Below are 20,454 nucleotides of genomic sequence, written 5' to 3' on the forward strand. Positions count from 1 at the left end.
GCCGCATGTTCCCCTACCGGACCATGCGATGACTGACTCTCACTCGGCATTTGGCGCGCTGCCCCAGGAGTGGCGCGACTGGATCACGGACAACCTGGCGCGCGGCTGCAATCCCCTGGAAATGGCCAACAGCATGGCGCGCGCGGGGCAGCACAGCATGGCGCTGGCGCGCGCCGCCATCGCCGAGGGCGTGCGCCTGCGCACCGGCGCCATGCCCTTGTTTGCGCCGCCGCAGGATGTGCCGCGCATAGACACCAGCGCCAACACCGTGCTGGCGCTGGACCGCCAGGTCGAGCTGCTGTTCGTGCTGCGCCAGCCGCAGGTGATCCTGCTGGGCAATGTGCTGAGCATGGAAGAGTGCGACGCCATCGTGGCCCATTGCGGCGACCGCTACACGCGCTCCACCGTGACCGGCGAGGCCGACGGCTCCAGCGTGGTGCACGAGGGCCGCACCAGCGAGATGGCTTTTATCTCGCGCGGCGAAGCGGAGGTGGCCGAGCGCATCGAACAGCGCCTGGCGGCGCTGGCCAACTGGCCGGCCGAATGCGGCGAACCGTTCCAGCTGCAGAAGTACGGTCCCACCCAGGAATACCGTCCGCACTACGACTGGCTCAATCCCGACACGCCCGGCCATCGCGGCCATTTGCAGCGCGGCGGCCAGCGTCTGGCGACCTTCATCCTGTATCTCAGCGACGTGGAGCAGGGCGGCGGCACGCTGTTCCCGCAGCTCGGGCTGGAAGTCTATCCGCGCAAGGGCAACGCCTTGTTCTTCCTCAACACGGACAGCGACCACCAGCCCGACGCCCGCACCCTGCACGGCGGCAGCCCGGTGATAAAGGGCACCAAGATCATCGCCAACAAATGGCTGCGGCAGGGGCGCTACGCCTGAAGCCGTCCGGGCCCTCGGTTACAATCGGGATTTTCAAGGTAACCGAAGGAGCAGTATGAGACTCGTGCGCTATGGCCGTCCCGGCAAAGAGAAACCAGGCCTGATCGATGAAGAAGGCCGCTTGCGCGACCTGTCCGGCGTGATCGCCGACATCGGTCCCGAACAGCTGGCGCCCAAGGCCCTGCGCAAGCTGGCGAAGATTCCGCACGCCGAGCTGCCGCTGGTGCGCGGCAATCCACGCTTCGGCGTGCCGCTGTCCGGGGTTGGCAAATTCATCGGCATCGGCCTGAATTACTCCGACCACGCGGCCGAATCTAACATGCCGATACCCAAGGAACCCATCGTGTTCATGAAGGCCACCAGCTCGCTGAACGGCCCGGACGATCCCATCATGCTGCCGCAAGGCTCCAAGAAAACCGACTGGGAAGTGGAGCTGGGCGTGGTGATCGGCACCCGCGCGCAGTACGTCAGCGAGGAGGATGCCCTCCAGTACGTGGCCGGCTACACGGTGGTCAACGACGTCTCCGAGCGCTCCTACCAGCTGGAGCGCGGACCGCAATGGGACAAGGGCAAGGGCTGCGACACCTTCGGCCCGGTCGGTCCCTGGCTGGTGACGCCGGACGACATCTACGACGTGCAGCAGCTGGACCTGTACCTGGAACTGAACGGCAAGCGCATGCAGACCGGTAGCACCGCCACCATGATCTTCACGGTGGCGCAGATCGTCAGCTACCTGTCGCGCTTCATGACGCTGGAGCCGGGCGACATCATCGCCACCGGCACCCCGCCCGGCGTGGGCCAGGGCCGCAAGCCGCAGCGCTTCCTGAAGGCGGGCGACAGCCTGCGCCTGGGCATCGCCGGCCTGGGCGAGCAGCAGGCCGAGGTCATCGCCTGGAAGAAGGGCTGACAGGACCGCCCACGGCTGGCCGGGCTGGCGCCTGCCGCGCAACGCCCTTCTAGACTGCCTCGCGCAGGGCGGCGGCCAGAGCGCTGTCCAGGCGTGACACGATCTCCCCCAGTTCGGCGTCGGTCACCGTGAAGGGCGGCGCCAGCAGGATATGGTCGCCGTGCAGGCCATCGATGGTGCCGCCCATGGGATAGACCATCAGGCCATGCGCCATGGCCTGGCGCTTGACCGCCGCGTGCAGCTGGCGCTCCGGCGCAAACGGCGACTTGTCGTCACGCTCGCGCACCAGTTCCAGCGCCATCAGCAGGCCACGTCCGCGGATGTCGCCCACATGCGGATGCTGGCCGAAAGCCTGCTGCAGCAGGCGCCGCAGGGTGCTGCCGCGCGCCATCACGGCGCCCAGGAGGTTGTCGCGCCGTATCACGTCCTGCACCGCCAGGGCGGCGGCCGCCGCCACCGGATGTCCCATGTAGGTATGGCCGTGCTGGAATACGCCGCTGCCGGTGCGCAGCCGCTCCACCAGGGCGCCGCGCGCCAGCACCGCGCCGATTGGCTGGTAGCCCGCCCCCAGCCCCTTGCCCAGGGTGACCAGGTCCGGCAGCACGCCCTCCTGCTCGATGGCGTACAGGGTGCCGGTGCGGCCCATGCCGCACATGACTTCATCGATGATCAGCAGCATGCCGTACTTGTCGCACAGCTTGCGCACGGCGCGGAAGTAGCCGGGCGTGGGCGGGATGGCGCCGCCGGTGGCGCCGACCACGGTTTCGGCCACGAAGCCGATCACGTTTTCCGGCCCGGTGTGCAGGATGCAGGCTTCCAGTTCGGCCACCAGCCCGGCCGTGTAGTCCTGGGTGGTGCTGCCGGGCGCGCGGCCACGGTATTCGTAGCAGGGCGATACCCGTGGCACCTCCATCAGCAGCGGCTCGAACTGGCGCCGGCGCCAGGCGTTGCCGCCCACCGCCAGCGCGCCCAGGGTGTTGCCGTGGTAGCTCTGGCGACGGGCTATGAAGACGCTGCGCTGCGGCTGTCCGGCCTCCACGAAGTACTGGCGCGCCAGCTTGAGCGCCGTCTCCACCGCCTCCGATCCGCCCGACACCAGATAGACCTGGTCCAGGTCGCCGGGAGCGTCCTGGGCCAGGCGTTCGGCCAGCCGCTCGGCCGGCTCGCTGGTGAAAAATCCCGTGTGGGCGTAGGCGACGGCGTCGATCTGCGCATGCATGGCGGCCAGCACCTCGGGATGGGCGTGGCCCAGCGAGGACACGGCGGCGCCGCCGCTGGCGTCCAGGTAGGTCCTGCCGGCGGCGTCGCGCACGGTGATGCCGGAGGCGGCGGCCACTACGGGCGGGCGGCTGCGCAGGTTGCGGTGGATGATGTGGCTCATGGAATTCCTCGCGATGGTGGATGGCCATCAGACGATAGCCGCGAACGCCGGCCGTTTCTTTGAGGTATGCCTGAACCTGGTCAAATAAACGCTAGGGCAGTGGCGCCGCCGTCGATGCCGGCACCGCCGTGCGCGCCGTGTTCATCACCATGGCCAGGAAGGTGTAATAGCCGTTGATGCCCACCAGGTCGACCACGCCATGTTCGCCGAAGCGCCGCAGCGCAGCCTGGTAAATACGGTCGCTAACCTGCTTGTGCTGGTGCAGCTCGATGCAGAAGTCATGCACCAGGGCCTCGTCCTCGCCCATGCCGTCCGGGCGGCGGCGCTGGGCGATGGCGGCGATGATATCGTCCGGGATGCCGGCCTGCTGCGCGATGGGGGCGTGGATGGCCCACTCCACCTGCTGGTCCCACTGGCGCGCCGTGACCAGGATGGCCAGTTCCGACAAGCGGGTGCCGATGGCGCTGCGGTAGCGCAGGTACTCGCCCATCTGCTGCGCCGGCGACATCAGCTCCGGGCTGCGGACCAGCGCCACGAACGGCCCGACCAGCGCCCCGCGCGGCCCATCGATCACGGCCTGCGCCACCATCTGCTGGGCGGCGCTCAATTGCGGGAAGGGGATGGGCGGCAGGCGTTCGGTCATGGCGGTGATAGTTGATGGTGGATGGTGACCATCTTCGGGGAAAGAAGCGCAAAACACAACGCCGGCGCAGGGGAGTGCGCCCATCAAAATGTACAAGCACCTCGGTAAACGCATGCCAGCCTCCTTGCTGAATAAAATGCAATTGTTGACGCATGCCAGGCGCAGCGCTTGAGCCGGCGCAAACAATGCCAAAACCGCAAGCGGATTTGGTATCAGGTGTAACAAGATGTGGCAAAAACTGGTAAAAATACCAAGAATGCCGGCGCGACCTTTGCGCAGGAAAGCTTGTCTGTACATTCTTTATTTAATGTTTGAATGATTTATTGATGAAAAGTTTTGCGTTTGAGTTTGTCGAATGGAACGGTTGCCATATTTCTTAGGAATTACTTAATGTAGGGCTGTTTTTACACTTGTAACGGATGAGTGCGGCTTTTTGGAGACGCTGCCCTTGGTGTGCCGTGGTCATCATGTTGTCATACGCCCCGATCTTGAAACCGCTGTCAGGGTCGCTAATCAATCGGGAATCAACATGACCAAAGAAAAAATTATTTCGCGTTCGCTGCGCCTGATGTTCTCGGGCACGCTGGCGCTGGGCGCCATCCATGCCCAGGCCCAGAACGCGCCGGATGCGCCCATGACGCGCGTCGAAATCACGGGCTCGTCCATCAAGCGCGCGCAGGCCGAAGGCGCGCTGCCGGTGCAGACCGTCACCCATGAAGACATCGCCAAGTCCGGCGTCACCAGCACCGAAGCGCTGCTGGCCAACATCACCGCCAACACCGCCGTGGGCGGCACCGTGACCGCCCAGGGCGCCGGTTCCGCCACCTACGGCCTGGCCGCCGCCTCGCTGCGCGGCATAGGCGCCAGCAAGACCCTGGTGCTGGTGAACGGCCGCCGCCTGGCCAACTTCGCCACCGACGGCACCGCCGTCGACATCAACTCGATCCCGCTGGCCGCCGTCGACCACGTCGAGATCCTCAAGGATGGCGCCTCCGGCGTGTACGGTTCCGACGCCATCGGCGGCGTGATCAACTTCATCCTGCGCAACAACTACAACGGCGTGGAAGTGACCGGCTACGGCAGCGGCACCAAGGATGGCGGCGGCGCCAACGCCAAGGCCTCCATCATCGCCGGCTTCGGCGACTTCGATGCCGACCGCTACAACTTCACCGTGTCGGCCGACGTCTCCAAGGACAAGGCCATCTACGGCGCCCAGCGCGGCTACGCGAAAGAGGCCTGGAACAACAACGGCCTGCGCGACGCCTCGGCCACCCCAAGCGGCAACCTGAGCACATTCGATCCGACCCGCACCCCAAATTCGGCCGGCATCATCCCGAATTCGCTGGCCTCGCTGGGCGCCGGCCTGGGGAATCCGCTCAACGGCGGCGACTGCACCACCAACGGCAGCCAGTGGGACGCCAACACCGGCTCCTGCCGCTACAATTCCTCGCCGCTGGTGCCGCTGTTCCCCGAAGTGGAGCGCGCCAGCGTGTCGGCCAGCTTCCGCTTCAAGCTCAATGAGCAGAATGAATTCTTCGTCGAAGGCTTCCATTCGCAGCAGAAGACCACCACCAACGAGCAATCGTCGCCGTACAGCGCCTCCTTCCTGTCGACCGACAACGCCTTCGCCGGCGCCAATGTGTACCCGGCCATCATCCTGTCGCCGAGCAGCCCGTACTACCCGAGCGCCTACCTGGCCAAGAACTACCCGGCCATCAACGGCCAGCCGGTGACGGTCAGCTACCGCGCGGTGGACGGCGGCGGCCGCTCGCACGAGGACATGGCCAAGATGAGCCACCTGGTGATGGGTTTCCGCGGCACCGTCAAGGGCTACGATTACGACCTGGCCTACACCCACAACTCCAGCAACGTCAGCGAAGACACCATCTCCGGCTACCAGTCCCAGCTGGCGCTGGTCAAGCTGCTGAGCAATAACAACGCCTTCAACCCCTGGGCCAAGACCCAGTCGCCGGCGCTGGCGCAGCAGATCTACGCCACCAACTACGTCGGCAACATGATCAACTCGACCCTATCGAACGACTCGCTGGCGGGCCGCATCTCGGGCGACCTGGTGCAGCTGCCGGCCGGCATGGCCAAGTTCGCGGTGGGCGCCTCGATCACCGACGAGAAGCTGGACCTGAATCCGTCGGCTGCCTACCAGTCGGGCGACATCTCGGGTTATGGCGGCCAGACCCTGCCGCTGTCGGCCTCGCGCAATTCCTCGGCCCTGTTCGCCGAGCTGAACGCGCCGCTGCTGAAGAACCTGGAAGGCGACCTGGCCGTGCGCAGCGACCGCTATCCGAACGCCACCGCCACCAACCCCAAGGTCAGCCTGCGCTACCAGCCGCTGTCGCAAGTGCTGGTGCGCGCCTCGTATGGCCGCGGCTTCCGCGAAGCGGCCCTGCCTGAGCTGAACAACCCGCAGACCCTGGGCACCAGCGCCACCTTCACCGATCCCAAGACCGGCACCAATGGCCAGTTCAACGTGCTGGCCGGCGGCAATCCCAACCTGAAGCCCGAGAAATCGGAGCAGACCTCGTTCGGCCTGGTGATCGATCCGGTGCCGGGCGCCTCGATCGCGATCGACTACTGGAAGATCAACGTCAACAACCTGGTGACCACGCTGAATCCCGAGTTCATCGTCGAGCAGGCGTTTGCCGGCAACGGCAACTACACCGGCCTGGTACAGCGTGATTCGGTGGGCAACATCACCCAGATCACCAGCACCAACCTGAACGCCGGTTCGCTCAAGACCGAGGGTATCGACGTGGATGCCCGCTGGACCATCGCCAAGACCGCCAACTACGGCACTTTCGCGACCCGCCTGAACGGCACCTACACCACCAAGTACGACCTGACCCTGCCGGACGGCACGGTGCAGCCCAGTGTGGCCCACACCATCGGGCCGGATGGTTCGCCGCTGAACGCGGTGGCCAACGGCGGCATCATCTTCCGCTGGAAGCACCAGCTGTCGCTGGACTGGAAATACCAGAAATGGGGTGTCAACCTGACCCAGAACTTCCAGTCGGGCTACTGGGATGCGGCGCGCGCCGACTCCGCCACCGGCACCGACGCGGTGCACGTGGGCGCGTTCTCGACCTGGGATACGCAAGTGTCGTACACCGGCTTCAAGAACCTGACCCTGCGCGCCGGCGTGAAGAACCTGTTCAACCGCCAGCCGCCTGAAGTGGTCACCCTGGGCACCTACTTCCAGTCGGGCTACGACCCGAGCTGGTACGACGCCCACGGCGCCACCGGCTACGTATCGGCCAGCTACAAGTTCTAAGCTGACCGTGTAGAGGAAGCTTGACCCCGGCTAGTCCGGGGTTTTTTTATGCTCCACCACATTCAGACATCGGCATCAACTTCGATGTCACACACTTCGGTGTCAGGTCTGCCATTGGTACATGAGCTTGCCATGGCAAGCAGACTCATGTACCAATGGCAGACCTGACACCAGGTTGGACACCAGGTTGGTGGACACCGCGTTGAAACCACCCTGACCGGTGTTTCAGGCCAGGACGCGTTTGAGCCAGGCGGCGATGTGCTGGACTTCCTCGGCGCACACCGAGTGCGGCATGGGATAGTCGTGCCATTCGACCTGGTAGCCCAGCTTGACCAGCAGGTCGCGCGAGGCGGTGGCGCGCGCCAGCGGGATCACCGGGTCCTGGCGGCCGTGCACCATGAATACCGGCGTGGCCAGGCTGGCCTGGGTGAACTCGGCCGCCGATTTGTCGGCGATCGGCACGTAGCCGGACAGGCACATCAGCCCGGCCAGCTTTTCCGGCTGGCGCATGCCGGTCATCAGGGTCATGGCGCAGCCTTGCGAGAAGCCGGCCAAGATGATGCGGCCGGCCGGCACGCCGCGCGACTTCTCGCGCGCGATCAGGGCTTCCACCTGGGCCTGCGAACGGCGCAGGCCGGTCTCGTCTTCCTGCCGTCCCAGGTCGGTCACGGCGATGTCGTACCAGGCCCGCATCACGTAGCCGTTGTTGACGGTGACCGGGATGCGCTCGGCGTTGGGGAACACGAAGCGGATGCCCGGCAGGCCGCGCAGGTCCAGCTCCTTGACGATGGGAACGAAGTCGTTGGCGTCGGCGCCCAGGCCATGCATCCAGATGATGGACACGGTGGGATTCGGCGCCGATTCGATTTCTATGGTTTCCAGCAGAGTGCTCATGGTTTTCCTTGCAGGAGTAGGGGTATTCTTGGGCGCGGCCCGCGCCGTGAGCACGGCGGCGGCGACAGCCGAAAGCAGCAGCCGCCGCGTCGCCATCAGGCCGAGGGCGAGGCCGGTGCCGGGCGCAGCGCCGACTTGGGCCGGAACGCCTTGCACACGGCGGTATCGGTTTCCATGTACGGGCCGCCGATCAGGTCCACGCAATACGGCACGGCGGCGAAGATGCCGGGCACGATGGACTTGCCTTCTTCATCCTTCAAGCCTTCCAGCGTCTCCTTGATGGACTTGGGCTGGCCGGGCAAATTCATGATCAGGGCCGCATGGTCGGCCGTTTCGCGTATCACGGCGGTCTGGCGCGACAGGATGGCGGTCGGCACGAAGCGCAGGCTGATCTGGCGCATCTGCTCGCCGAAACCGGGCATTTCCTTGGTACCCACGGCCAGCGTGGCCTCGGGCGTGACGTCGCGCCGCGCCGGGCCGGTGCCGCCGGTGGTCAGCACCAGGTGGCAGCGCGCGCCATCGACCAGCTCCACCAGCGCCGCCTCGATGGCGGGGCGCTCGTCGGCCACCAGCCGGGTCTCGATGCGGAATGGCGTCGTCAGCGCGGTAGCCAGCCAGTCGCGCAGGGCCGGGATGCCCTGGTCCTGGTACACGCCGGCGCTGGCGCGGTCCGATACCGACACCAGCCCGATCACCAGTTCGCCGTCCTTACTCGTCATCTTCGTCGGTCTCGTCTTCGGCAGCGGCGGCGGATTTCTTGCCGGCTTCCAGCTGCTTGAGGATCTGGAAGATTTCGCGGTAGGCCTTGGGCGGCTTGTTCTCGGCCTGCTCCTTGCGGGCGTTGCGGATCAGGGTGCGCAGCTGCTGCACGTCCAGTTCCGGATGCTCGGCCAGCAGCGTGGTCAGGGCCTGGTCGTCGGCCAGCAGCTTTTCGCGGCGGCGCTCCAGCGCGTGCATGGCGGCCGTTTCGGCCTTGGAGGCCCCTTTCCAGCTGTCGATGGCCTGCTGTATCACCGCCACCTCGTTTTCATCCAGGGTGCGCATCTTCTTGCCGACGAACTGCATCTGGCGGCGGCGGCCCTCGTGGTTGGTGATGCTCTGGCAGGCCAGGATGGCTTCCAGCACATCCTCCGGCATGGGCACGCGCTTGACGCGGTCGCGCGGCGCTTCCACCAGGGTTTCGCCCAGCTTCTGCAGGGCGTCGGACTGGCGCTTCATTTCGGATTTGGAGGGGCGCTCGTACTCCTGTTCGAATTCAGCCGAGCTGAATCCGACCGCGCCGCGATTGGGATTTACCATAATATTAACTTTCAGGGGCGCGCAAGCCGGCCCTGTCTAAACTGTGAACGACTGCTATGATAACTGTTTTTCCCGCAGTCCCTCCCATTCCGCAGATGAGCAACAGCCAGTTTACCCACACCCAGGACCAGTTGAAACAGCTTGCCAGCGACGTGCTGGCCTACGCCAGGCAGGCCGGCGGCAGCGATTGCGCGGTCGATTTCAGCGAGGGCAGCGGGCTGTCGGTCAGCGTCCGCAAGGGCAAGGTCGAGACCATGGAACTGAACAAGGACAAGGGCATGGGGGTCACGGTGTATGTCGGCGACAAGCGCGGCAACGCCAGCACCTCCGACTTTTCACCGGCCTCGCTGCGCGCCGCCGTGGAAGCGGCCTACCACATCGCCCGCTACACGGCCGACGACGCCTGCGCCGCCCTGCCCGAGGAGGAACTGCTGGAACGCGCGCCGCGCGACCTGCAGCTGCACTATCCCTGGAATATCAGCGCCGCGGAAGCCGTGGCCCTGGCCCAGCGCGCCGAGGCGGCCGCCTTCGCCGTCGATCCGCGCGTGACCAACAGCGAGGGCGCCGGCGTGCACGCCCAGGCCTCACACTTCGTCACGGCCAATTCGCGCGGCTTCATGGCCGGCTACCCGTATTCGCGCCACACGCTGTCGGTGGCGCCCATTGCCGGCAAGGGCGCCAAAATGCAGCGCGACGACTGGTACAGTTCCGCGCGCGATCCGGCCCGCCTGGCCGCTCCCGAAGCCATAGGCCGCTACGCCGCCGAGCGCGCCCTGGCGCGCCTGAATGCGCGCTCCATCGACACCCGCACCTGCCCGGTGCTGTTCGAGGCGCCGCTGGCGGTGGGCCTGCTGGGCGCCTATGTGCAGGCCACCTCGGGCGGGGCGCTGTACCGCAAGTCGACCTTCCTGCTCGACTCGCTGGGCAAGCAGGTGCTGCCCTCCCACATCCAGATCCACGAGGATCCGCATGTATTGGGCGCGGTCGGTTCGGCGCCCTTCGACGAGGAAGGCGTGCGCACCGTGGCGCGCGACGTGGTCCGGGATGGCGTGGTGCAGGGCTATTTCCTGTCCACCTATTCGGCCCGCAAGCTGGGCATGCAGACCACCGGTAACGCGGGCGGCTCGCACAACCTGTCGCTCACTTCCACCCTGACTCAGCCGGGCGACGACTTCGCCGCCATGCTGCGCAAGATGGGCACGGGCCTGCTGGTCACGGAGCTGATGGGATCGGGCACCAACTACGTCACCGGCGACTATTCGCGCGGCGCGGCCGGCTATTGGGTGGAGAACGGCATGATCCAGTTCCCTGTGGAGGAAATCACCATTGCCGGCAACATGAAGGACATGCTGGCCGGCATAGTCGCGGTGGGAACCGATGTGCTGGTGCGGGGCACCAAGCAGACCGGCTCCATTTTGATCGACAGGATGGTGATAGGCGGAGCCTGAGAATACTCTACGAGCGGAACAGGATGGCCTCGCGCTTGCACCATTGTATGCACAGGGCCAGCAGGGCGGCCGCCACCGCCACGGTGGAACCGAGCACCAGGGCGAAGCTGCCGGCCGTCAGCGTGCCCTTGACCAGTTCCTTGATGGCCAGCGAGATGTTGGTGATCGGGACCAGGGCCAGCGCGCCCTGCAGTTTCATCCCCGGCAGCATGGCGATCAGTATCGGCACGATCAGGAAGACCATCAGCTGGGTGCCGTAGCTGGCCGCCTCCTTGTGGCTGCGGGCGAAGAACGATACCGCCAGCAGCAGCGCCGCCAGGATGCCGTAGGCCGGCAGCATCAGCAGCGCCAGCTGCAGGAAATCCACCACGCCGACGTCCTGCATCAGGCTGCCCAGCAGCTGGCTTTCCGAGCTGTGCAACATGAAGCCGGCGCACACGCCCAGCGAGGTGATGCCGATGGTGCCGCAGATGGCGCCCACCGACAAGATGATGAGGAACTTGGCCAGCACGATGTTGGCGCGCGAGGTTGGCAGCAGCAGCAACGATTCCAGCGTGCCGCGTTCCTTCTCGCCGGCGCCCATGTCGATCGCCACCGCCAGCGAAGCGGACAGGCCCAGCATCAGCAGCAGGTAGGGGATCAGTGACCCCATGGTTTCGCCCATGCGTTCGCGCTCGCTGGCAGTGCTGAACACGGCCAGGGTGTAGGGCGAGTTGATGGCCTCGGCGGCCGAGGCGTCCACCGACAGCAGCTGCAGGCGCGCGGCGCGCATGCGCTTGGTATAGGCCTCGCCCAGCAGCGGCTTGATGCGCTTGCCGACGCCGTCGAACACGGTGGCGGTGTTGTACACCAGGCTGACGATGGGCTGGCGGCCATCCAGGATGTCGCGCTCGCCGGCGCCGTTCAGCACCAGGGCGAAGTCCAGCTGATGCGCGGCGATGGCGTCGCGCGCCGCCTTTTCAGATTCCGCCGGCAGCAGCTGCAGGCCGCGGGTGGCGGCCAGGGTTTGCTTGAGCAGCGGCGCGCCGTCGGCCGCCACCACGGCGTAGCGCAATTCCTTGACGGATTCCTGCCTGGCCATGTTCTTGGCCAGCGACAGGTAGCCGAACAGCAGGGCCGGCATCACCACGGCCGGCATCAGCAGCATGAACATCAGGGTGCGTTTGTCGCGCAGCACTTCGCGCACTTCCTTGAAAAATACGTTCCACATGGTCGGGCCTTCAGGCTTGGTGTTGGAGGATGGTGTGCAGGTAGGCGTCGTGCAGCGTGGCCTTGCCGGTCTGCTGCAGCAGACCGGCGATGCCGCCCTCGTACACGCTGCGGCCGCTGGTGATGATGCAGATGTCGTCGCACAGCTGTTCGACCTCGTGCATGTGGTGGGTGGAGAAGATGATGCCGGCGCCCTGGGCCTTGTAGTCGCGGATGAAGTCACTGACCAGTTTGGCGCCCAGGATGTCCAGGCCGGTGGTCGGTTCGTCCAGGATCAGGATGGCGGGGGTGTGCACCACGGTGCGGGCGATGGCCACGCGCTGCTTGGTGCCGAAGGACAGTTTTTCGACCTGGTTGCCGGCGTTGGCCTGCAGGCCGAATTGCTCGATCAGCTGCTGCACGCGCTGCTCCAGGGCGGCGCCCTGCAGGCCGTAGGCGCGGCCGAAGTAGGCGATGTTCTCGCGCACGGTGAGGCGGCCGTACAAGCCGGTGTGGCCGGACAGGAAGCCGATGCGGCGCCGCAGCTCGGTCTGGTCCAGCGACAGCGCCGTGCCCATCACGCGCACCTCGCCGGCGGTCGGCGCGATGGCGCTCGACAGCATGCGCAGGGTGGTGGTCTTGCCGGCGCCGTTGGGGCCGAGCAGGCCCAGCACGCGGCCCGGACGGCTGGTGAAGGACACCGACTGGACCGCGTGGACCGGCTGCTTGTCCTTGCCCTTGAATGTCTTCTGTAGTGCGACTGCCTCTATCATATCGATCCCTTATGTAAGCTGAGCTTGCAATGCTGGCATCAAATATACGGGCAGACTTACCTGGTTAGCAAGCGGGCACGGGACGAACGGCGGTTTTGCGGGGATGAGCGACGGGTTGTCGAGGACGTCTCAAAACGGGCGTGGCGAGGCGCCGCTCCGACCACAATGCGACTGCACGGCCAGGAGCGGCAACGACGCCACGGTCTTGTTGAAGCGGCCTGCTACTGGCGGCGCAGGGCCAGCAATACCGGCTGCAGGATGGACTTGCCCAGCTCCATGCTGCGCGCACCGCTCCAGCCGGCCTGCGGATCGGGATCGTTGGCGTTGTCCTTGAACGGCATTTCCAGGGTCAGCGACAGGCAGCCGAAGGCGTGCGTGATGTGCGGCGAACCCATGGTCAGGGTCTCCTCGGTGTACGGCGTTTCGCCGTAGCCGTACTCGTCCTGGAAGTCCGGGCTGGCGATCTTGAAGTCGGCGATGAACTGCTGCTGGGCTTGCGCCTGTTCGGCCGTGAAGGTGGGCAGGGATTCGCTGCCGGCCACGAATACGTAGGGCAAGCCTTCGTCGCCGTGGATGTCCAGGCACAGGTCGACGCCGGTTTCATGCATCTTCTGCTTGACCAGGTAGACCTCGGGGCTGCGCTCCATGGTGGGGTTCAGCCATTCGCGGTTCAGGTTGGCGCCGGCCGCGTTGGTGCGCAGGTTGCCGCGCACCGAACCGTCCGGGTTCATGTTGGGCACCACGTAGAACACGGCTTCGTTCAGGCACTGGCGGGCGTGCGGGTTGGCCGGGTCCAGCAGGGCTTCGACCATGCCTTCCACAAACCACTCGGCCATGGTTTCGCCGGGGTGCTGGCGGGCGATGACCCACACTTTCTGCCCGGCGTCCGGATCGCCTATCACCAGCATGTTGAGGTCGCGGCCCTCCACGGTGCTGCCCAGGTCGACCTGCTTGACCAGCGGCGATTGCTGGGCGCTGTCCAGCAGGGCCAGGTGGCGCTCCCACGAATAGGGTTCGAAGTAGGCGTAGTAGACGCTGTCGTACTCGGGCGTGTGCTCGATGGTCATGACGCTGCCGTCGTAGCTGGTGGGCACGCGGAACCAGGTTTCGCGGTCATAGCTGGCCACGGCCTGGTAGTCTTCCCAGCCGGCCGGGTAGGCGGACTGGCCGGCATTCAGGAAACGCATGGTGAGGGCCGTATCGGCCGCGCCCTGGACGCGGAAATAGAACCATTGCGTGATGTCGGCGTGCGAGTCCTTGCGGATGTTGAGGGCGATGGCGGAAGGATCATCCGCGCGCAGCACGTCGATGGCGCCAGCATCGAATTGGTGGCTGATTTTGATAGGCATTGCAGGTCCTGTTGAGTTCAGAGTGAGAGGACGTTTCAACATGACCATGGCGTCGTTGCAGCTCCTCGCCGTGCCGGCGCACTGTCTTCGTCGCAGCGCCTGGCCACGCTCATGTTGAAACGCCCTCCAAGTATCGGTGCGCTTGTGGCGCAGAGGCGCAATGATACCCGCTTTGCCCCGGCCCGCAGCCGTATCCTCGGGCGGCGTACGATTTAGTCCATATCAAGCCGCAAGCCAAGGGGAGTGCTAGTTTGGGTCGAATGACGCGGCAGCGCGCCTTGGCGAGGAGTACACTATGTCACCAACCATTTTTCGGGATGGGCAATACCGCTACTATTTTTTCTCCCGTGAAGAAACCCGTATGCATGTTCACGTGTCCAATCCGGACGGCACGGCGAAGATCTGGATAGAACCATCTGTTGAGGCAGCCTCTTCCAGTGGTTTGTCGCCTGGACAATTGCGGCGGGCTCTACAATTCGTCAGCGAGCATAGAAAGGAGATTGCAGATGCCTGGAATGCGCATTTCTCGCCCTGAGATTTCAGTGTCCGACCTGACCGGCGATGGATTTCTGCTTGAACTGGAAGGCGTTCAATTCCCTCTCAGGTTCGCTGATTTTCCCTGGTTCAGGGGGCACGACCTGGCCGTGCTGCGGCAGGTTGAGCAGCCTCATCCCGGCCATTTATACTGGCCCGCACTGGATGTCGATCTCTCGCTGGCTTCCATTCTGAACCCATCCGCCTTTCCGTTGACCTTCGCTGCCCGTCGTTAGCGCAAGCCGCCGAAGCGCTCGTGGAAGGAGGTCTCGGCGGCGCCGGCCTGAGGGTCTTCGCGGCGCAGGGCCGCCAGGATGTGCTGCTCGGCGGCGTCGGCCACCAGGCGATAGATGTCGCGCGCCAGTTCGTAGGCCTGGGCGCCCGGCCACGGATCGGGCAGCAATTCCACCGGCAGCTGCGGATCGTGCAGCTGAACCCGGCGGTAGGCGTGGATCAGCAGGGTGCGCACCATGAAGGCCTGCTGCGGCGCCAGCTTCTGGCCTCCGTGCAGCAGGGCCAGCAAGGGCTGGAACTGTTCGATGAAGCGCCGGTAGCCGCCCGCCACCCCGCTCAAGTCCCATCCCTGCGCGACCAGCTCGCCCAGCGGACGCGCGCCCACGCCGGGCAGGGCGCTGGCGCGGCATACGTACAGCTTGTCCGCCACGCCCAGGCGCTGCAGCAATTCGCGCAGGGCGTCGGCGTCGCCGGACGGGTGGCCCAGGATGCCGGGCGCGATCATGCTGTAGCCTTCCCACAGCAGCTCCTTGCGCACCGTCGCCCGTTCGGCGGGGTCCAGGTCGCCGGCCAGCACCAGGGTCCAGCTGCCGTCCCAGTGCAGCTCCAGTGGCGCGTAGATGCGGCGGTAGGCGTGGATGAAGCGCGCCATGGCGCCCGGCGTGATCGAATACGAACTGCGGCGGCCGTCGCGCTGGGCGCCCAGCCAGCCTTCCTGCGCCAGCCGGAACACCGAGGTGCGCAGCAGCCTGTCATTGACCCCGAATGGCGCCAGCAGCTCGATCAGGCTCCCCAGCCACACCGTCCCGCCATGCGGCACGATGGCGTCGCCAAAGATGGTCACCACCAGCGACTTGGAACGCGGCGGGTCGCCGGCCAGGAATTGGGCTATCCATTCGTTGCAGTTCATGGTTTTCATCTGATATTCGCTCCTGTTCACAGTTTACTGGTCTCTTGCGCTGCAACCGCACAATTTTTTGAATTATTGGAAACAAGATACTGCCGTTTTAATTGAGTCAAAAAATCGGTAGCAATTCTAAAAACCGTATCGTATTATGTCCCCATCACGATGTGGAGGAGACACCCCATGTACGCACAACTGGTGGATACCGGCCTCAAGCAGGTGCGCGCCCCGGACGACATGAGCGCAGAAGAACGCGCCTTCCAGCAGCGCATAGACGCCGGCGTGAAAATCGAGCCCAAGGACTGGATGCCGGAGGCTTACCGCAAGACCTTGATACGCCAGATTTCACAGCACGCCCATTCCGAGATCGTCGGCCAGCTCCCGGAGGCCAACTGGGTGACGCGCGCGCCTACCCTCAAGCGCAAGTCCGTCCTGCTGGCCAAGATCCAGGACGAGGCCGGCCATGGCCTGTACCTGTACGGCGCCGCCGAGACCCTGGGCGTGTCGCGCGATGAGCTGCTGGAGGCCCTGCACAGCGGCAAGGCCAAATACTCCAGCATCTTCAACTACCCCACCCTGAGCTGGGCCGACATGGGCGCCATCGGCTGGCTGGTGGATGGCTCGGCCATCATCAACCAGGTCCCCCTGTGCCGCTGCTCCTATGGCCCGTACGCGCGCGCCATGGTGCGCGTGTGCAAGGAGGAATCCTTCCACGCCCGCCAGGGTTACGACATCATGCTGGCGCTGGCGCGCGGCACCCCGGAGCAGAAGCAGATGGCGCAGGATGCCCTGAACCGCTGGTGGTGGCCGTCGCTGATGATGTTCGGCCCGTCGGATGCTGCCTCGGTCAACAGCGCGCAGTCGGCGCAGTGGCGCATCAAGCTGTTTTCCAATGACGAGCTGCGCCAGCGCATGGTGGAACAGACCGTGCCCCAGGCCGAGTACCTGGGCCTGACCATCCCCGACCCGGACCTCAAGTTCAACGCCGCCACCGGCCACTACGAGTTCGGCGAGATAGACTGGGATGAATTCCACAACGTCCTGAAGGGCAACGGTCCCTGCAACCGCGAACGCCTGCGCACCCGGGTCCAGGCCTGGGAAGACGGCCAGTGGTTCCGCGACGCCCTGGCGGCGCACGCAGAAAGGAAGGCAGCATGAGCAAGCAATGGCCCCTGTGGGAAGTGTTCATCCGCAGCCAGCACGGCCTGGCCCACAAGCACGTGGGCAGCCTGCATGCGCCGGATGCGGAAATGGCGGTCAATCATGCGCGCGATGTCTACACTCGCCGTAACGAGGGCGTCAGCATCTGGGTGGTGCGCGCGGCCGACATCGTGGCCAGCAGCCCGGCCGACAAGGAGGCGCTGTTCGCGCCGTCCAACAGCAAGGTGTACCGCCATCCCACCTTCTTCCCGATGCCGGAAGAAGTGAAAAACCTGTGAGCTCCGTGAGGTCGGCATGGACCCCCAAGTAAGCTATCTGCTGCGCCTGGGCGACAATACCCTGATCCTCGCCCAGCGCCTGTGCGCCCTGTGCGGCAAGGGGCCGGCGCTGGAGGAGGACATGGCGCTGTCCAACGTGGCGCTGGACCTGCTGGGCCAGACCCGCATGTGGTACGAATACGCGGGCGAACTGGAAGGCCAGGGCCGCGACGAGGACAGTCTGGCCTACCACCGCGACGCCCACGATTTCAAGAACTGCCTGCTGGTCGAGCAGCCCAACGGCGATTACGCGCACACCATGATGCGCCAGTTCCTGTTCGACACCTGGCATTACTTCCTGCTGCGCGGCCTGTGCGACGCCAGCGATGCGCGCGTGGCCGGCATCGCGCAAAAGGCGCTCAAGGAAGTCACTTACCACGTGCGCCGCAGCGGCGACCTGATCGTGCGCATGGGCGACGGCACCGCCATCAGCCACGCCAAAACGCAGTCCGCCGCCGATGAATTGTGGATGTACAGCGGCGAACTGTTCGTCTGCGACGAGGTGGAGCTGGCCATGGCGCAGCAGGGCGTGGCGCCGGACGCCGCCTTGCTGCGCGCCGCCTGGCTGGAGCACGTGGCGGAGATTTTCGAGGAAGCCACGCTGGCCATGCCGCCAGCCGACGCCTGGATGCAGAACGGCGGCAAGCAGGGCCGCCACACCGAGCACCTGGGCTACATCCTGGCCGAGATGCAGTACCTGCAGCGCGCCTATCCCGGCGCGACGTGGTAGGGGGGCTCACCGTGCCTATCCCCACCACCACCGCCGTCGCTCCGGAGCGCCCTACGGCCGCGCACGGGGAAGCACACGCTGAACCGCACGCAGCCGGGGATCCGCGCGCCGCAATGGTGTGGAACTGGCTGGCCGCCATCCCCGACCCCGAGATCCCGGTCATTTCCATCGTCGACCTGGGCATCGTGCGCGATGTGGCGCTGGACGGCGCCAGCTGCACGGTCACCATCACGCCGACCTATTCCGGCTGCCCGGCCACGCAAGTCATCGCCGACGCCATCAGCGCGGCGCTGCGGCAGCACGGCGTGGAGGCGCGGCTGCAAATCCAGCTGGCCCCGGCCTGGACCAGCGACTGGCTGGGCCCCGAAGCGAAAGCCAGGCTGCAAGCCTACGGCATCGCCCCGCCGGCCGAGCATGTCATCGCGCTTAGTGCCCTGCGCGACGCCCGCCGCGCCATCAGCCGGCGCGCTGCGCCGCGTGTGGCGGTGGCCTGTCCGCACTGTGGCTCCGCACACACCGAACTGACCAGCCAGTTCGGCTCCACGCCCTGCAAGGCCCTGTACAAATGCCTGGACTGCCGAGAGCCCTTCGATTACTTCAAGTGCCACTGAACGCCATGAGACTATTCCACCCGCTGACTGTCGCCCTGGTGCGCAAGGAGACCCGCGACGCCATCGCCGTCACCTTCGACGTGCCGGCCGCCCTGCGCGAACGCTTCCGCTACCAGCCCGGCCAGCACCTGACCCTGCGCGCCACCATCGACGGCCAGGAAGTGCGGCGTTCCTATTCGATCTGCTCCGCCGTGCAGGACAACACCCTGCGCGTGGCCATCAAGCGCACCCCGGGCGGCCTGTTCTCCGGCTGGGCCAACGACACCCTGCAGCCCGGCGCCACCATCGACGTGATGCCGCCCGCGGGCCAGTTCCACCTGCCGCTGGACCCGTCCAACAGCAAGCACTACGTCGCTTTCGCAGTCGGCAGCGGCATCACGCCCATCCTCTCCATCATCAAGACCACGCTGATGACGGAGCCGGGCAGCAGCTTCACCCTGTTCTACGGCAACCGTGCCTCCTCGTCGGTGATCTTCAAGGACGAACTGGCCGACCTCAAGGACCTCTACACCGGCCGCTTCAACCTGGCCTACGTGATGAGCCGGGAACAGCAGGACATCGAGCTGTTCAACGGCCGCCTCACCAGGGAAAAGGCTGCGCTGCTGCTCAAACACTGGGTGCGCGCCGGCATCGACGCCGCCTTCATCTGCGGCCCGCAGGACATGATGCAGGGCGTCTCGCAAGCGCTGCAGGAAGCCGGCCTGCCCAAGTCCGCGATCAGGATGGAGCTGTTCGCGGCCGGCGCCCCTGCGCGCGGGCGGCAGCCAGGCCGGCAGCCCGGGCGGCAGGATGCGGCAGCCGCGCGCCACCAAACGGAAGTCACCGTCATCATGGATGGCCACCACAGCAGCTTCCGCATGGACCGGGACCGGGATTGCCTGCTGGACGCCGGCCTCAAGGCAGGGCTGGACATGCGCTATTCCTGCAAGGCCGGCGTGTGCTCCACCTGCCGCTGCAAGGTGGTGGAGGGGAAGGTGGACATGGACGCCAGCTACGCGCTGGAGGATTACGAAATCGCGCGCGGCTTCGTCCTCAGCTGCCAGAGCTTCCCCGTGACGGACCAAGTAGTGATCGATTTCGACCAAGCCGAGTAACAATACGACGGGACGCCCATGAACTACGAAAACATCCTCTTCCAGGTCAGCGACGGCATCGCCGAACTGACACTGAACCGCCCGGACAAGCTGAACAGCTTCACCCAGGCCATGCACGATGAACTGCGCCACGCCCTGCACGAAGTCCAGCGCGACAAGAGCGTGCGGGTGCTGGTGCTGACCGGCGCCGGGCGCGGCTTCTGCGCCGGCCAGGATTTGTCCGAGCGGGAATTCGAGCCGGGCGCCCGTCCGGTCGACCTGGGCGACTCCATCGAGCGCAATTACGCGCCCCTGGTGCAAACCCTGCGCGGCCTGCCCATGCCGGTGATCTGCGCCGTGAACGGCGTGGCGGCAGGCGCCGGCGCCAACATCGTGTTCGCCTGCGACATCGTGGTGGCCGCCAAATCGGCTAGCTTCGTCGAAGCGTTCGCCAGGCTGGGACTGATACCTGACACCGGCGGCACCTATTTCCTGCCACGCCTGGTCGGCACCGCGCGCGCCATGGGCATGGCCATGCTGGGCGAGAAAATCAGCGCCGAGCAGGCCGAAAGCTGGGGCCTGATCTGGAAGTGCGTGCCGGACGAGGACCTGGGCGTGACCGTGCAAGCCATGGCGCGCCACTTCGCGCAGGCGCCCACCAAGGGCCTGGCCTTCACCAAGCAGGCCATCTACGCCAGCCCGCAGAACAACCTGCAGCAGCAGCTGGTGCTCGAATGCGGCATGATGAGCGAGCTGGGACGCAGCGAGGATTTCCGCGAAGGCGTGAACGCCTTCATTGAAAAGCGCACCCCGCGCTTCCAGGGAAAGTAAGC

At 65.7% G+C, this 20,454-nt stretch carries 21 protein-coding genes; 12 read left to right on the top strand and 9 right to left on the bottom strand.

Annotation, left to right across the window (positions count from 1 at the left end; all coding sequences use genetic code 11):
• Positions 1–28 precede the first annotated feature (28 nt).
• Complete coding sequence (locus ACLB1G_RS16230) at positions 29–889, top strand: 2OG-Fe(II) oxygenase (protein WP_491628268.1); 861 nt, start codon at positions 29–31, stop codon at positions 887–889.
• A 55-nt stretch (positions 890–944) separates the two neighbouring features.
• Complete coding sequence (locus tag ACLB1G_RS16235; protein WP_491628269.1) at positions 945–1,796, top strand: fumarylacetoacetate hydrolase family protein; 852 nt, start codon at positions 945–947, stop codon at positions 1,794–1,796.
• 49 nt (positions 1,797–1,845) lie between these two features.
• Here the strand turns inward: ACLB1G_RS16235 and ACLB1G_RS16240 are convergent, their stop codons facing one another.
• Together ACLB1G_RS16240 and ACLB1G_RS16245 are read right to left on the bottom strand one after the other, a co-directional pair.
• Positions 1,846–3,177, bottom strand: coding sequence for an aspartate aminotransferase family protein (locus ACLB1G_RS16240; protein ID WP_491628270.1), 1,332 nt, complete (start codon positions 3,175–3,177; stop codon positions 1,846–1,848).
• 91 nt (positions 3,178–3,268) lie between these two features.
• Entirely contained in the window at positions 3,269–3,820 is a 552-nt protein-coding gene (locus ACLB1G_RS16245) for a carboxymuconolactone decarboxylase family protein (protein WP_491628271.1), read from the bottom strand.
• Positions 3,821–4,349: 529 nt separating this feature from the next.
• On the opposite strand from ACLB1G_RS16245, the gene ACLB1G_RS16250 reads away from it, so the two are divergent.
• A complete protein-coding gene (locus ACLB1G_RS16250) occupies positions 4,350–7,106 on the top strand; it encodes a TonB-dependent receptor (protein WP_491628272.1) in 2,757 nt (918 codons plus the stop codon).
• A gap of 225 nt (positions 7,107–7,331) precedes the next feature.
• Here ACLB1G_RS16250 and ACLB1G_RS16255 read toward each other — a convergent pair whose 3' ends face one another.
• The 3 genes from ACLB1G_RS16255 to yjgA all read right to left on the bottom strand — a co-directional run bounded on the left by ACLB1G_RS16255 (position 7,332) and on the right by yjgA (position 9,299).
• A complete protein-coding gene (locus tag ACLB1G_RS16255) occupies positions 7,332–8,000 on the bottom strand; it encodes an alpha/beta hydrolase (RefSeq protein ID WP_491628273.1) in 669 nt (222 codons plus the stop codon).
• 95 nt (positions 8,001–8,095) lie between these two features.
• The gene (gene mog, locus ACLB1G_RS16260; protein WP_491628274.1) at positions 8,096–8,719 is read right to left on the bottom strand and encodes a molybdopterin adenylyltransferase; all 624 of its coding nucleotides are present in this window, start codon (positions 8,717–8,719) and stop codon (positions 8,096–8,098) included.
• Entirely contained in the window at positions 8,709–9,299 is a 591-nt protein-coding gene (yjgA, locus tag ACLB1G_RS16265) for a ribosome biogenesis factor YjgA (protein ID WP_491628275.1), read from the bottom strand. The genes mog and yjgA overlap by 11 nt, the downstream gene beginning before the upstream one ends.
• A gap of 95 nt (positions 9,300–9,394) precedes the next feature.
• On the opposite strand from yjgA, the gene pmbA reads away from it, so the two are divergent.
• On the top strand, positions 9,395–10,747 hold the full coding sequence (pmbA, locus tag ACLB1G_RS16270; RefSeq protein ID WP_491628276.1) for a metalloprotease PmbA: 1,353 nt from the start codon (positions 9,395–9,397) through the stop codon (positions 10,745–10,747).
• A gap of 7 nt (positions 10,748–10,754) precedes the next feature.
• Here the strand turns inward: pmbA and ACLB1G_RS16275 are convergent, their stop codons facing one another.
• From ACLB1G_RS16275 to ACLB1G_RS16285, 3 genes are all read right to left on the bottom strand, one after another.
• Positions 10,755–11,957, bottom strand: coding sequence for an ABC transporter permease (locus ACLB1G_RS16275; RefSeq protein ID WP_491628277.1), 1,203 nt, complete (start codon positions 11,955–11,957; stop codon positions 10,755–10,757).
• 10 nt (positions 11,958–11,967) lie between these two features.
• Complete coding sequence (locus tag ACLB1G_RS16280) at positions 11,968–12,708, bottom strand: ABC transporter ATP-binding protein (RefSeq protein WP_491628278.1); 741 nt, start codon at positions 12,706–12,708, stop codon at positions 11,968–11,970.
• Between the two features lie 221 nt (positions 12,709–12,929).
• Entirely contained in the window at positions 12,930–14,057 is a 1,128-nt protein-coding gene (locus ACLB1G_RS16285; protein ID WP_491628279.1) for a M14 family metallopeptidase, read from the bottom strand.
• A 295-nt stretch (positions 14,058–14,352) separates the two neighbouring features.
• Between ACLB1G_RS16285 and ACLB1G_RS16290 the strand changes: the two genes are divergently transcribed.
• Both ACLB1G_RS16290 and ACLB1G_RS16295 read left to right on the top strand, forming a co-directional pair.
• Entirely contained in the window at positions 14,353–14,592 is a 240-nt protein-coding gene (locus ACLB1G_RS16290; RefSeq protein WP_491628280.1) for a DUF4160 domain-containing protein, read from the top strand.
• 7 nt (positions 14,593–14,599) lie between these two features.
• Complete coding sequence (locus ACLB1G_RS16295) at positions 14,600–14,827, top strand: DUF2442 domain-containing protein (RefSeq protein WP_491628281.1); 228 nt, start codon at positions 14,600–14,602, stop codon at positions 14,825–14,827.
• Here the strand turns inward: ACLB1G_RS16295 and paaX are convergent.
• A complete protein-coding gene (gene paaX, locus ACLB1G_RS16300; protein WP_491628282.1) occupies positions 14,824–15,744 on the bottom strand; it encodes a phenylacetic acid degradation operon negative regulatory protein PaaX in 921 nt (306 codons plus the stop codon). The two genes, ACLB1G_RS16295 and paaX, sit on opposite strands and share 4 nt — an antisense overlap.
• Before the next feature lie 168 nt (positions 15,745–15,912).
• On the opposite strand from paaX, the gene paaA reads away from it, so the two are divergent.
• From paaA to paaG, 6 genes are read left to right on the top strand one after another with little or no spacing between them, the layout of a single operon-like run.
• Positions 15,913–16,887, top strand: a complete 975-nt coding sequence (paaA, locus tag ACLB1G_RS16305; RefSeq protein ID WP_491628283.1) for a 1,2-phenylacetyl-CoA epoxidase subunit PaaA — start codon at positions 15,913–15,915, stop codon at positions 16,885–16,887.
• The gene (paaB, locus tag ACLB1G_RS16310; protein WP_491628284.1) at positions 16,884–17,168 is read left to right on the top strand and encodes a 1,2-phenylacetyl-CoA epoxidase subunit PaaB; all 285 of its coding nucleotides are present in this window, start codon (positions 16,884–16,886) and stop codon (positions 17,166–17,168) included. The genes paaA and paaB overlap by 4 nt, the downstream gene beginning before the upstream one ends.
• A 16-nt stretch (positions 17,169–17,184) precedes the next feature.
• On the top strand, positions 17,185–17,937 hold the full coding sequence (gene paaC, locus ACLB1G_RS16315) for a 1,2-phenylacetyl-CoA epoxidase subunit PaaC (protein ID WP_491628285.1): 753 nt from the start codon (positions 17,185–17,187) through the stop codon (positions 17,935–17,937).
• Between the two features lie 17 nt (positions 17,938–17,954).
• Positions 17,955–18,548, top strand: coding sequence for a 1,2-phenylacetyl-CoA epoxidase subunit PaaD (gene paaD, locus ACLB1G_RS16320; RefSeq protein WP_491628560.1), 594 nt, complete (start codon positions 17,955–17,957; stop codon positions 18,546–18,548).
• A 5-nt stretch (positions 18,549–18,553) separates the two neighbouring features.
• Positions 18,554–19,642, top strand: a complete 1,089-nt coding sequence (gene paaE, locus ACLB1G_RS16325) for a 1,2-phenylacetyl-CoA epoxidase subunit PaaE (RefSeq protein WP_491628286.1) — start codon at positions 18,554–18,556, stop codon at positions 19,640–19,642.
• 18 nt (positions 19,643–19,660) lie between these two features.
• A complete protein-coding gene (paaG, locus tag ACLB1G_RS16330) occupies positions 19,661–20,452 on the top strand; it encodes a 2-(1,2-epoxy-1,2-dihydrophenyl)acetyl-CoA isomerase PaaG (protein ID WP_491628287.1) in 792 nt (263 codons plus the stop codon).
• The last annotated feature ends 2 nt before the right edge of the window (positions 20,453–20,454 follow it).

The sequence above is a fragment of the Duganella kummerowiae genome (assembly GCF_053572355.1).